The sequence below is a fragment of the Hydrogenophaga sp. genome (assembly GCF_051860785.1).
In the GTDB taxonomy this organism is placed as follows: domain Bacteria; phylum Pseudomonadota; class Gammaproteobacteria; order Burkholderiales; family Burkholderiaceae_C; genus Hydrogenophaga.
Genome location: NZ_JBIMLB010000014.1, coordinates 100880 through 113199, shown reverse-complemented (window position 1 = coordinate 113199; position 12320 = coordinate 100880). Strand labels below are relative to the sequence as shown.

Sequence of the window (12320 nt, the reverse complement as noted above, 5' to 3'; positions counted from 1 at the left end):
CCCGACATGGCGTCGGGTGGCAAGCTGACTACTCCCCTTGAAGGGAACGCCGATTGTGCGCGAGGCCGATTGACCCCGCATGGTCGGGGGAAATCACGCCGCTTCCCTGTAGAAGAAATCCTTGCGCAGGCCGCGCGGCGCCAGTGGGTTCACGCTCTGGTGGATGGCGGCGATGTGGTCCGGCGTGGTGCCGCAGCAGCCGCCCACGATGTTGACCAGGCCTTCGGCGGCGAACTCGCGCAGCAGGCGGCTGGTGTCTTCCGGTGTCTCGTCGAAACCGGTATCGCTCATCGGGTTGGGCAGGCCGGCGTTGGGGTAGCAGCTGATGAAGGTGTCGCCCGCGACCTTGGCCAGCTCCTGGATGTACGGCCGCATGAGCGCCGCGCCGAGCGCACAGTTCAGCCCCACGGCCAGGGGCTGAAGATGCCGCACGCTGGCCCAGAAGGCGCTCACGGTCTGGCCGCTGAGGATGCGGCCGGAGGCGTCGGTCACGGTGCCGCTGATGATGAGTGGAAGGCGCTGGCCGGACTGCTCGAAGAACTCGTCGATGGCGAACAGCGCGGCCTTGGCGTTGAGCGTGTCGAAGATGGTCTCGACCAGCAGCACGTCGGCACCACCTTCCACCAGTGCCTGCACCTGCTCCAGGTAGGCGGCGCGCAGTTGCTCGAAGGTGACGTTGCGCGCGCCGGCGTCGTTCACGTCGGGGCTGATGCTGGCGGTCTTGGGGGTCGGGCCAAGGGCGCCGGCCACGAAGCGTGGCTTGTCGGGCGTGCTGAATTTGTCGCAGGCGGCGCGTGCGATGCGGGCCGACTCCAGGTTCATCTCGCGCGCCAGGTGCGCCATCTCGTAGTCGTCCTGCGCGATGGTGGTGGCACCGAAGGTGTTCGTCTCGATCAGGTCGGCTCCCGCAGCCAGGTAGCCTTCATGGATGTCGCGGATCACGTCGGGCCGCGTCAGGCTGAGCAGCTCGTTGTTGCCCTTGACGTCCTTGTGGAAGTCCTTGAAGCGCTCGCCCCGGTACTCGGCCTCGCCCAGCTTGAAGCGCTGGATCATGGTGCCCATGGCGCCATCGAGGATGGCGATGCGTTGCTGGAGGATCGCGGGCAGCGCCTGGGCGCGGGTGTAGGCTGGGGCGTTCATGAGGGGATTGTATGAAGCACCCTGGCCGAGCCGGCTCGGCTCAGATGGGCGGCCCTTTGAATTCCCCGACAATACCGGGCATGAAACACCTCACGCCCCAGCAGGCCTGGGCCTGGCTGCAGGCCGAGCGCGAACAGCGCGCCGCTCGCAGCGAAGAGCCCCCGCTGTTCGTGGACGTGCGCATGGAAATCGAATCGCTCTACGTGGGCCGCCCACCCGGCGTGGAGAACATCCCGTGGTACGAGTACCCCGACCTCACGCCCGACCCGGTGCGCTTCGCACAGGCCGTGGCAGAAGAAGCGGGCAGCAAGGAGCGCCCGGTGCTGTTGATCTGCCGCAGCGGCAAGCGCACGCTGGATGCCGGCAAGGCACTCGAAGCCGCCGGCTTCACCGACGTCGCGCACGTGGTGCACGGGTTCGAGGGCGAGCTCAACGAGTCCTTCCGGCGATCCAGCCTCAACGGCTGGCGCTTTGACGGCCTGCCGTGGGAACAGATGTAAGCCGATGACCGAGATCGTTGAATTCTCCCCGGGGGACGAGATCCTGGAAAACAGCGTAGGCGTGCTGCACGAGGTGTTCGGCTACGACGCCTTCCGTGGCCCGCAGGCCGAGATCGTGGCGCACGTGGGCGCTGGTGGCGATGCGCTGGTGCTCATGCCCACGGGGGGCGGCAAGTCGCTGTGCTACCAGGTGCCGGCCATCGTGCGCGAGCGCGCCGGGCAAGGCCTGACGGTGGTGGTCTCGCCGCTGATTGCGCTCATGCACGACCAGGTGGGTGCGCTGATCGAGGCCGGCGTGGCCGCTGCCTTCCTCAACTCCAGCCTGTCCAGCGAAGAGGCTCTGAAGATCGAGAAGCAGATGCTCCGGGGTGAGCTCACGCTGCTGTACGCCGCACCCGAGCGCCTGACCACACCCCGCTTCCTGGCGCTGCTGGATTCGCTGCAGGAGCGTGGCAAGCTCGGCCTGTTCGCCATCGACGAGGCGCACTGCGTGAGCCAGTGGGGGCACGACTTCCGACCGGAGTACCGCGCACTTGTGGTGCTGCACGAGCGTTATGCCAGCGTGCCCCGCGTCGCGCTCACCGCCACCGCCGACGATCTCACGCGCGCCGACATCGTCGAACGCCTGCAACTGCAGCAGGCGCGCACTTTCATCAGCAGCTTCGATCGGCCCAACATCCGCTACCAGCTGGTGGAGAAGAAGGACGCCACCAGCCAGTTGCTGCGCTTCATTCGCGACGAGCACACTGGCCCGGATGGCCACGATGCCGGCATCGTCTACTGCCAGTCGCGTCGGCGTGTCGAAGAAGTGGCTGCGCTGCTCAACGAAGCCGGGCTGAAGGCGGCGCCTTACCACGCCGGCCTGGACGGCGCGGTGCGGCAACGCCACCAGGACCGCTTCCTGCGCGAGGAAGGCCTGATCATGGTGGCCACGATCGCCTTCGGCATGGGCATCGACAAACCCGACGTGCGCTTCGTGGCTCACCTGGACATGCCCAAGAACATCGAGGGCTACTACCAGGAGACCGGCCGTGCCGGGCGCGACGGCGAGCCCGCCAACGCCTGGATGGCTTACGGCCTGCAGGACGTGGTGAACCAGCGCCGCATGATCGACGAGAGCCCGGCGGCGGACGAGTTCAAGCAGGTGCTGCGCGGCAAGCTCGATGCCCTGCTGGGCCTGGCCGAGGCCTCCGATTGCCGGCGCGTGCGCCTGCTGAAGTACTTTGGCGAAACCAGCCAGCCCTGCGGCAATTGCGACAACTGCCTGCACCCGCCTGAGCTGCACGACGCCACCGAATCAGCGCGCAAGCTGCTCTCGTGCATCTACCGCGTGCAGCAGGCCAGCGGCACGGCCTTCGGCGCCGGCCACATCATGGACATCCTGCGCGGCAAAACCACCGAGAAGATGACCCAGTACGGGCACGACAAGCTTTCCACCTTCGGCATTGGTGCCGACTGGTCGGAAACGCAGTGGCGCGCCCTGTTGCGCCAGCTCATCGCGCGCGAAGCCGTGCAGGTGCACGACGCGCCCTACAACACGCTGCACCTGGCCGACGGCGCGCGCGAGATCCTCAAGGGCCAGTGCCAGGTGTGGCTGCGCACCCTGGCCGACAAGGCGCCGGGTGCTGCGCGCGGCAGCCGCCAGCGCGCCTCTCGCGCCACCGCGAAGAACGACGATGGCCAGCCGCTCAGCCTGGCCGAGCGTGATTGCCTCGAGGCCCTGAAAGCCTGGCGCGCGGGCGTGGCACGCGAACACAACCTGCCCGCCTTCGTGATCTTTCACGATGCCACGCTGCGCGGGATCGCCACGCGCATGCCGCGAAGCCTGGCCGACCTCGACGGCATTTCCGGGATTGGCCAGAAAAAGCGCGAGGCGTACGGGGCGGAGGTGGTTCGGGTCGTGAGTGCTTTTGGTTGACGAGACAACCGCCGGGCGAGCCGCCTTGTTCACCATCGGCTGACAGGCCGAACCGCCCATCGGAGCAGTCACCTTAAGGAGGTTTTTCACGCTCAAGCGCGCCGTTCGTCTGTCGATGAATGGAAGGTAGCCGGGGGAGTTCTCTCATCCACCGGACGTCAGACAACGGAGCGCTTCATGTTTTTCAGGTTGCCATGGTTTGGCAAAACCCGTCCGGTTCACGATCAGGACACCCAAGTGCTGGAACTCGACTTCCTCGTGGACGAGTTCCATGAGGCCATGGCCGACATCAAGGACCCGTTGCGCACGCGCATCCACGCTGCATTGATGTCATGTCAGACGCCGAAAGACCTGTGGTTCCTGCGCGGCAAGCTGTTCAACCTGATTTCCAAGCACCACTGCGAAAGCGAAGCCAACACGCGCGTGTCTCGGCTGGATCAGAAGCTGCGCTTCTTCGTGTCCAACCACCCCGACTATTCCCCCGAAGAACTGCCTTCGGGCCCCATGGCCCTGTTGCACTGAACGGGGTTGATCGTCAGGTGAAGCCCATGCTCCGGGCTTCCCGCACCTCGGGCTTGATGCGGTGCTCGGCCTCGAGCTGAGCCAGGAATTCCTCCGGCTCCATGGTTTCAGCCAGGATCTCCACCTGCCGTTTCACGGCGGCGAAGTCGCCAGGGCAGAGCTGTTCCAGCTTGGCCAGCCGGTTGACCAGTGAAGCGTCCAGCCGCGACGCATCGCCACCGAGCGCCTCCACCACGAACATCGTCTCACGCTGCGTCGCCGTGAGCGGCTTGAAGCGGATCTTGAAGGTGAAACGCCGCAGCGCCGCCTGATCGATGCTGTCCATCAAGTTGGTGGTGCAGATGAAGATGCCGGCAAAACGCTCCATGCCCTGCAGCATCTCGTTGACCTCGGTCACTTCGTAGGTGCGTTGCGCGCCACGGCGGTCCTGCAGGAAGCTGTCGGCCTCATCAAGCAGCAGCACGGCCTTTTCGGCTTCCGCCTCGCGAAACATGGCCGCCATCTGCTGTTCGGTTTCACCCACGAACTTGCTCACCAGGTCGCTGGCGCGGCGGATCATGAGCGGGCGCTCGAGCTGCTGCGCCAGGTGCTCGGCCAACGCCGTCTTGCCGGTGCCCGGCGCGCCGTGGAAACACAGGCAGCCATGGCCCCGCGCCTTGAGCGCGGCAATGATGCGCGGCAGTTCGTGGCGCGACTCGACGTTGAGCATGTCCAGGCTGTATTGCGTGGGACTGGGCCGCTGCACGATATCGGGTTTGCGGCCCAGCGCGAGGTCGGCGTTCTTGAGCTGGCGCTCGATCAGCGCATCCAGCACGGGCACGGGGGCCTTGCTGCGGCGGCGCGTGGCCGGGCGGGGGCTGGCGGCGAGCTGGGCGAAGCGCAGCGCAGTGCGGATCTGGGCCGGGGTGAGCCCCTTGCGTTCGGTCAGGCGGGCCACCAGCGCATCGGACACGGGGGCATCTTCCAGCGTCTTGCGCACCAGTTGCTCGCGCGCACCGGGCGGCGGACTCTTGAGTTCCAGGTGGTAGGCAAAACGGCGGCGGAACGCCGGATCGATCTGTTCGATGCGGTTGGTCACCCACAACGTGGGCACGGCATTGGTTTCCAGGATCTGGTTGACCCAGGCCTTGCCACTGACGCTGCCAGTGTGCGAGGCCGCGACGTGTTCGGCACGCGCCATGATTTGCGCCGCTTCGCTGGAGATGGGCGGGAACACGTCCTCCACTTCGTCGAACAGCAGCGCCGAGTGCGCCGTGCCTTTCAGGAACACCTGCGCGATCTGCAACGAGCGGTAGCGGTCGCGGCCCGACAGCGCGTTGCCGTCGCGGTCGGCGTATTCCACCTCGAAGAGCTCGAGGCCGGCGGCCTGCGCCACCACGCGCGCCAGCTCGGTCTTGCCGGTGCCGGGCGGGCCGTACATGAGCACATTCACGCCGGGCTCCTTGCGCGCCACGGCCTCGCGCAGCAGACCGCAGAGCAGGCGTACGTCTTCACCCACGTAGTCAAAATCCTTCTCGCTCAGCGCAGACCGCGCCGCTGGCCGCGTGAACACGGCCATGAGCTCACTCTGTGTGCGGTACTCGCGCATCAGCACCGGAGGCAGCTTCTCGCTGACCTTCATGAGGTCGGCCAGGTCGGTGATGTTGTGCTCGGAGATCAGGTTCTCCACCATGCCGATGCGCTCCAGCCGCGAGCCCGCGCGCAAGGCCTCGCCCACCTCGCTGGCCTTCACGCCCGCCACATCGGCGATGGCGGCGTAAGCCTCGGGCGCGTTGTTGACCTTGAATTCCACCAGGATGGAGCGCAGGTCGCGCTGGTAGCGCGCCAGCGTGCCGTAGAGCAGCAGGGCTCTTTCAGCGCGGTTGAGCTGCAACAGGCCCGCGAGGGCGTCGATGTTCTTCTCCACCAGGGTCGACTGTTTCTTCAGCGCCTGGCTCAGCCATTCGCCCGTGACGGCGAGCACCGACAGCAGGTCCTTGGGCGACTCCTTGGCGTATTCGTCGAGGTAGAAGAACAGCGTGCCTTCCTCGTAGGGGCCCCGCCAGACACCATAGCGCTCCATGAACGCGTTGGTGGTCAGGCGGTCGTGCCCCAGCCAGAGTTCGTTTTCCTTGCACCGGCGCTGCAGGAATTCGCGCAGGCGGGAAAGCACGGTGTGCGGCCAGACCAGGTGGCGGCCAGCGAGCGAAAGCAGGGTGTTGAGGTCGCGCCGCACGTTGAAGCGCGGACCCTGGCGCGCGGCCAGCGTAAGGACGAAGTGCGAGCACATGAGATCGAGCACCGGCGCCTGCCGCAAACCCGGGGGCACGAACACACGGCCTTCGCTTGCGAAGGGCTGGCGCCCCTCTCGTGCGTCGTGCACCGAGCGGGTCGCAGCGGCCGGTGGCGGCAACGATCGCTTGTTCATACAGACCTCCAGACATCCTTTCCAACGACGCCATGCCGTGCCCAGGCCGGCAGTCGATCGGACCATAACCCAGCTTGATCAATCATGGAAGTGACTGATGATGCGCGTTTGAGGAATCTGTAGGGCTTTATCAGCGCACCGGGCGTCGATGCGCGTTCACAATCGCGCCATGCAGCCACCAATTGACACTCAAGTGCAACAAAGCGATATCGAAGCGGCAGCCGACCGTCTGGCGGGCCAGATTCTGGACACGCCTTGTGTGGAATCCCGCACACTGTCGCAGCTCACCGGCTGTCAGGTTTTCCTGAAATTCGAGAACCTTCAGTACACCGCCTCGTTCAAGGAACGCGGCGCCTGCAACAAACTCGCGCAGCTCGACGCCGACGAACGGGCACGCGGCGTGATCGCGATGAGCGCGGGCAACCACGCGCAAGGTGTGGCGTACCACGCACAACGGCTGGGCCTGCGCGCGGTGATCGTCATGCCGCGCTTCACGCCGGGTGTGAAGGTGGAGCGCACGCGCGGCTTCGGCGCCGAGGTGGTTTTGCACGGCGACACCCTGGAAGCGGCACGCGCCCATGCGCGCGAACTCGCCGAGCAGCAGGGGCTGGTGTTCGTGCATCCCTACGACGATGCCGCCATCGTGGCCGGCCAGGGCACGGTCGCGCTGGAGATGCTGCGCGCGCAGCCCGACCTGGACACGCTGGTGATCGCCGTGGGCGGTGGCGGGTTGATCTCCGGCATGGCCACGGCCGCCAAGGCGATCCGTCCGGGCATTGAAGTGGTGGGTGTGCAGACCGAGCGTTTTCCCGCCATGTACAACGCCATCAAGGGCACGCACCTCGCACAGGGCAGCAGCACCATCGCCGAGGGCATTGCGGTCGGTACGCCGGGCGAGATCACGCAGACCATCATTCGCAACCTGGTCGACGACATGGTGCTGGTCGACGAAGGCGACATCGAGCAGGCCATCGTGATGCTGCTGGAGATCGAGAAGACGCTGGTGGAAGGCGCGGGCGCAGCCGGCCTGGCCGCGCTGCTCAAGCACCCCAGGCGCTTCGCGGGCAAGCGCGTCGGCCTGGTGCTGTGCGGCGGCAACATCGACCCGATGCTGCTGGCTTCCATCATCGAGCGCGGCATGGTGCGCGCCGGGCGGCTTGCGCGCATCCAGGTGAATGCGCGCGATGTGCCGGGCAACCTCGCGCGCATCACCGCGACCGTGGCCGACGCAGGCGCGAACATCGACGAAGTGCACCACCAGCGCGCGTTCACGCTGCTCGCGGCGCAGAACGTGGCCATTGAACTGGTGCTGCAGACGCGTGGGCGTGAACACGTGGCACAGGTGATCGAGCGCCTCCAGGAAGCCGGCTTCGAAGCTTCGTTGCTCTGAAATGCCTGAGGGCGTCGGGTTGACGCGGCGCGGCGCGCTCTGACATCATGCCCCGCATCGCAACCGCACCAAGGAGGACGCACCATGAACACCAATGCCTTGTGGGATTCGCTGCAAAGCGCGCTCGGCACCCACATACCGCAATTGCTGGGCGCGCTGGCCATCTTCATCCTGGGCTGGTTGATCGCCGTGCTTGTGCGCGCCGCGGCGCGCAAGACACTGGGCTTCATCGGCGTGAACCACCGCTTCGGCAAGCTCACCGGCACCGGCGTGGATATCGAGGGCGCGGTGGCGCTCGCGCTGTTCTGGCTGGTGATCCTGCTCACGCTGGTGGCGGTGTTCAACTCGTTGAACCTGGCACTGGTCTCGGGGCCGTTCTCGGCCTTCACCACCCAGCTTTTCGAATACGCACCGCGCCTGCTGGGCGGCCTGGTGCTGGCGCTGGTGGGCTGGCTGGTGGCCAGCGTGGTGCGTGCCATCTCGCAGAAGCTGCTGGACAAGACCACGCTGGATGAAAAGCTCTCCGAGCACGCCGACATGGCGCCCATCGGGCAAAGTCTCTCGGGCGCACTGTTCTGGCTGGTGATCCTGTTGTTCGTGCCCGCCATCCTGGGCGCACTGCAGCTCGAAGGTCTGCTGGACCCGCTGCGCGCCATGGTCACCAAGACGCTGGACATGCTGCCCAATGCAGTGGCCGCGCTGATCATCGGCGGCGTGGGCTGGATCCTGGCCACGGTGCTGCGCAACCTCACCACCCATCTGAGCCACACGGCCGGCGTGGACAAGCTGGGCAGCCGCGCCGGGCTGAGCGACACCGTGCGGCTCTCGCGCGTGATCGGGCTGCTGGTGTTCGTGGCGGTGTTCCTGCCCTCGCTGATCGCCGCGCTGGACGCGCTCAAGGTCGAGGCGATTTCCCGCCCGGCCACCGACATGCTGCAGACCCTGATGCAGGCCGTGCCCAACCTGATCGCCGCCGCCCTCATTCTTGTGGTCACCTGGCTCGTGGCCTCGTTCGCCAGCCAGTTGCTCGCCACCCTGCTGGCTACGCTGGGTTTCGATTCGCTGCCTGCGCGCATCCAGATGGCGCACGCCTTCGAACGCACCAGCGCCTCCGCCATGGTGGGACGCGTGGCACTGTTCTTCGCCATGTTGTTCGCCACCGTGGAGGCCGCCGCCCAGCTCGGCTTCATGCAGGTCAGCGACATCGTCGCCAGCTTCATCCGCTTCGGTGGCGACATCCTGCTCGGCTCGGCCATTCTGGTGATCGGTTTCTGGCTGGCCAACGTGGCCTACGAAGCCATCGACCGCGCCAGCGGCGCCGGTACCAAGGGCCTGGCACGCATCGGCCGCTACGCCATCCTCGCCCTGGTCATCGCGATGGGCCTGCGCGCCATGGGCATCGCCGACGACATCGTCAACCTCGCCTTCGGTCTCACGCTGGGTGCGGTGGCGGTGGCGGTAGCACTCTCCTTCGGCCTGGGCGGGCGAGAAGCGGCTGGCAAGCTGATGGACCACTGGCTCGCCCGTTTTCGCCGGGGAGAATGAGCGCATGACGACCAGCGTCGAATCCCTTCAGGGCCTGCTGGCCGACTGGTTCGCCCCCTGGATCCAGGCCATGGGCCTGCAGGTCGAGTCGTTCTCCGACGGCGAGGTCACCCTGCGCCTGCCGCAAAGCGACCAGCTTTCGCGCGTGGGCGGCATGCTGTGCGGCCAGGCCATGATGTCGGCCGCCGACACCGCCATGGTGCTGGCCATCGTCACCCAGCTCGGCGTTAAACGTCCGATGACCACGGTGCAGCTCAACTCCAGCTTCCTCAAGCCACTTTCGAACCAGGACGCGCGCATCACCGCCCGCGTGATCCGCGCCGGCAAGAACCTGGTGTTCGGCGAGATCGACATCTGCGGAGCCAACGATGGCAAGAGCGTGTGCCGCGCAAGCACAACCTACGCGCTGCTGTGATTCGGCTTCCCTTAAAATCCCCGGAGTTTTGAAACCACCGACGGAGCTCATCATGTCCAGCCACGACCACCACACCCCCAGCGACGCATCCGAGGATCTGGTGGAATCCATCGTTCCCTACATGCCCGTCGTGTTGCCCGTGGCCGGTGCCGTTCTCATGTTCCTGCTGGCCTTCATCGCCATCTACATGGCCTGAACGTTCTTCAAGGTTGCGCCGAAAAGGCCGGCATCCCTGGTGGGATCCGGCCTTTTTTCATGGCTGCCGCCCGAAAACCCCCGCCCATCCCCGTCAGACCGTTTAATGCATCACGTTATGCGGGTTTTGCATGTAACTACTTCGTAACCTTCCGGGCACTTTCATAAAATCGCCTCATTGGCCGACACGCCGATCAAGACCCGGGTCCACAAGCCCGGTTTTTTGTCTCTTCCGCTGCATGCGCCACCCGCATTGCAGCCAGGCGCCGACCGCAGATTTATGCCCCGGGATTTCCGAAACAGCCGCCCCGTCACCCAGCGTGACGTCTGCGGCTGTTGGTGTCTTGGAGGCTCGCCGCTTTACAAACTTCTGGAGCCGATCCATGAACTCTCCTGTGATGCAGGGCCTGGCCCTCAACACCCCCGCGCATGTCAAGAACGCCCGGCTGGTCGCCTGGGTGGCCGACATGGCCGCGCTGTGCAAGCCCGACCGCATCGTCTGGTGCGACGGCAGCGATGAGGAATACGCCCGCCTGTGCCAGCAACTGGTGGACGCGGGCACGATGAAGCGGCTCAACCCGGTCAAGCGGCCCAACAGCTTCCTGGCCTGCTCCGACCCTTCGGACGTGGCCCGGGTGGAAGACCGCACCTTCATCTGCTCGGAAAAGCAGGAAGATGCCGGCCCGACCAACAACTGGAAAGCGCCTGCCGAGATGCGCGCCACCCTGCAGCCGCTGTTCGACGGCTGCATGCGCGGGCGCACGATGTACGTGATCCCGTTCAGCATGGGCCCCCTGGGCAGTCCGATCGCCCACATCGGCGTCGAGCTCTCCGACAGCGCCTACGTGGCAGTGAACATGAAGCTCATGACCCGCATGGGCAAGGCGGTGTTCGATGTGCTGGGCACCGACGGTGAGTTCGTGCCCTGCGTGCACACGGTGGGCGCACCGCTGGCCGATGGCGAGAAGGACCAGAACGGCTGGCCCTGCAACCCGACCACCAAATACATCGTTCACTATCCCGAGACGCGCGAGATCTGGAGCTATGGCTCAGGCTACGGCGGCAACGCGCTGCTGGGCAAGAAGTGCTTCGCGCTGCGCATCGCCTCCACCATGGGTCGCCAGCAAGGCTGGCTGGCCGAACACATGCTGATTCTTGGCGTGACGAACCCCCAGGGCAGGAAGTACCACGTGGCGGCGGCTTTCCCCAGCGCCTGCGGCAAGACCAACTTCGCCATGCTGATTCCGCCCAAGGGCTTCGAGGGCTGGAAGGTCACCACCATCGGTGACGACATTGCCTGGATCAAGCCGCATGCCGACGGCCGCCTCTACGCCATCAACCCGGAAGCGGGCTACTTCGGCGTGGCACCTGGCACCAACCAGCAGACCAACCCCAACTGCATGGCCAGCCTGGACCGCGACGTGATCTTCACCAACGTAGCGCTCACCGACGACGGCGACGTGTGGTGGGAAGGCATGAGCGATGCGCCCGCGCACGCGATCGACTGGCAAGGCAAGGACTGGACGCCGCAGATCGCGAAGGAAACCGGCGCCAAGGCGGCCCATCCGAACGCGCGCTTCACCGTGGCCGCGACCAACAACCCGGCACTGGATCCCGCGTGGGACGATCCGGCCGGCGTGCCGATCGACGCCTTCATCTTCGGTGGCCGCCGTTCCACCACCGTGCCGCTGGTGACCGAGGCCCGCAACTGGACCGAAGGGGTCTACATGGCCGCCACCATGGGCTCGGAAACGACAGCCGCCGCCTTCGGTGCGCAAGGCGTGGTGCGCCGCGATCCGTTCGCCATGCTGCCGTTCACCGGCTACAACATGAGCGACTACTTCCAGCACTGGCTGGACCTGGGCCAGAAGCTCACCAGCCAGGGCGCGAAGCTGCCCGGCATCTTCTGCGTGAACTGGTTCCGCAAGGACGAGGCCGGCAAGTTCGTCTGGCCAGGCTTCGGTGAAAACATGCGCGTGCTCAAGTGGATGATCGATCGCCTGGAAGGTCGTGCGCAGCAGGGCACCGAACATGCCTTCGGCCTGAGCCCGCGCTATGAAGACATCCAGTGGAATGGCCTGGACTTCACGGTCGAACAGTACCGCACGGTGACCCACATCGACCGGGACGCCTGGGCCAAGGAACTGGAGCTCCATGGCGAACTGTTCACGCAGCTCGCCCACCACCTGCCACGCGAATTGCAGGACACCAAGGCACAGATCGAAAAGCGCCTGGTCGCCTGATCCACTTACCCAAAGAAAAAGCCACCGCATGCGGTGGCTTTTTTC

The 12320-nt window shown here is 65.9% G+C and carries 10 protein-coding genes; 8 read left to right on the top strand and 2 right to left on the bottom strand.

Going from position 1 to position 12320, the window contains the following annotated elements:
* Positions 1-93: 93 nt before the first annotated feature.
* Positions 94-1140, bottom strand: coding sequence for a homocysteine S-methyltransferase family protein (locus ACTIF6_RS18045; RefSeq protein WP_439589308.1), 1047 nt, complete (start codon positions 1138-1140; stop codon positions 94-96).
* Positions 1141-1220: 80 nt separating this feature from the next.
* Between ACTIF6_RS18045 and ACTIF6_RS18040 the strand changes: the two genes are divergently transcribed.
* The 3 genes from ACTIF6_RS18040 (at position 1221) to ACTIF6_RS18030 (ending at position 4080) form a co-directional block, all read left to right on the top strand.
* Positions 1221-1640, top strand: coding sequence for a rhodanese-like domain-containing protein (locus ACTIF6_RS18040; protein WP_439589307.1), 420 nt, complete (start codon positions 1221-1223; stop codon positions 1638-1640).
* A gap of 4 nt (positions 1641-1644) precedes the next feature.
* Positions 1645-3558, top strand: a complete 1914-nt coding sequence (gene recQ / locus ACTIF6_RS18035; RefSeq protein WP_439589306.1) for a DNA helicase RecQ — start codon at positions 1645-1647, stop codon at positions 3556-3558.
* A 237-nt stretch (positions 3559-3795) separates the two neighbouring features.
* The gene (locus ACTIF6_RS18030) at positions 3796-4080 is read left to right on the top strand and encodes a hypothetical protein (protein ID WP_439589305.1); all 285 of its coding nucleotides are present in this window, start codon (positions 3796-3798) and stop codon (positions 4078-4080) included.
* A 13-nt stretch (positions 4081-4093) separates the two neighbouring features.
* Here ACTIF6_RS18030 and ACTIF6_RS18025 read toward each other — a convergent pair whose 3' ends face one another.
* The gene (locus ACTIF6_RS18025; RefSeq protein ID WP_439589304.1) at positions 4094-6487 is read right to left on the bottom strand and encodes an ATP-binding protein; all 2394 of its coding nucleotides are present in this window, start codon (positions 6485-6487) and stop codon (positions 4094-4096) included.
* 193 nt (positions 6488-6680) lie between these two features.
* Between ACTIF6_RS18025 and ACTIF6_RS18020 the strand changes: the two genes are divergently transcribed.
* The 5 genes from ACTIF6_RS18020 to ACTIF6_RS18000 all read left to right on the top strand — a co-directional run bounded on the left by ACTIF6_RS18020 (position 6681) and on the right by ACTIF6_RS18000 (position 12275).
* On the top strand, positions 6681-7877 hold the full coding sequence (locus ACTIF6_RS18020) for a threonine ammonia-lyase (RefSeq protein ID WP_439589303.1): 1197 nt from the start codon (positions 6681-6683) through the stop codon (positions 7875-7877).
* 84 nt (positions 7878-7961) lie between these two features.
* Positions 7962-9422 (top strand): mechanosensitive ion channel, encoded by a 1461-nt coding sequence (locus ACTIF6_RS18015; RefSeq protein ID WP_439589302.1) that lies wholly within the window; start codon positions 7962-7964, stop codon positions 9420-9422.
* Positions 9423-9426: 4 nt separating this feature from the next.
* Positions 9427-9837 carry a PaaI family thioesterase gene (locus tag ACTIF6_RS18010; RefSeq protein WP_439589301.1) on the top strand — a complete coding sequence of 137 codons (411 nt, stop codon included), beginning with the start codon at positions 9427-9429 and terminating at the stop codon, positions 9835-9837.
* 52 nt (positions 9838-9889) lie between these two features.
* Positions 9890-10033, top strand: a complete 144-nt coding sequence (locus ACTIF6_RS18005; protein WP_439589300.1) for a hypothetical protein — start codon at positions 9890-9892, stop codon at positions 10031-10033.
* A gap of 382 nt (positions 10034-10415) precedes the next feature.
* Complete coding sequence (locus tag ACTIF6_RS18000; RefSeq protein ID WP_439589299.1) at positions 10416-12275, top strand: phosphoenolpyruvate carboxykinase (GTP); 1860 nt, start codon at positions 10416-10418, stop codon at positions 12273-12275.
* The last annotated feature ends 45 nt before the right edge of the window (positions 12276-12320 follow it).

Coding starts and splice junctions, on each gene's coding strand:
- ACTIF6_RS18045 (WP_439589308.1), bottom strand. CDS start 1,140: ATGAACGCCCCAGCCTACACCCGCGCCCAGGCGCTGCCCGCGATCCTC.
- ACTIF6_RS18040 (WP_439589307.1), top strand. CDS start 1,221: ATGAAACACCTCACGCCCCAGCAGGCCTGGGCCTGGCTGCAGGCCGAG.
- recQ (WP_439589306.1), top strand. CDS start 1,645: ATGACCGAGATCGTTGAATTCTCCCCGGGGGACGAGATCCTGGAAAAC.
- ACTIF6_RS18025 (WP_439589304.1), bottom strand. CDS start 6,487: ATGAACAAGCGATCGTTGCCGCCACCGGCCGCTGCGACCCGCTCGGTG.
- ACTIF6_RS18015 (WP_439589302.1), top strand. CDS start 7,962: ATGAACACCAATGCCTTGTGGGATTCGCTGCAAAGCGCGCTCGGCACC.
- ACTIF6_RS18010 (WP_439589301.1), top strand. CDS start 9,427: ATGACGACCAGCGTCGAATCCCTTCAGGGCCTGCTGGCCGACTGGTTC.
- ACTIF6_RS18005 (WP_439589300.1), top strand. CDS start 9,890: ATGTCCAGCCACGACCACCACACCCCCAGCGACGCATCCGAGGATCTG.
- ACTIF6_RS18000 (WP_439589299.1), top strand. CDS start 10,416: ATGAACTCTCCTGTGATGCAGGGCCTGGCCCTCAACACCCCCGCGCAT.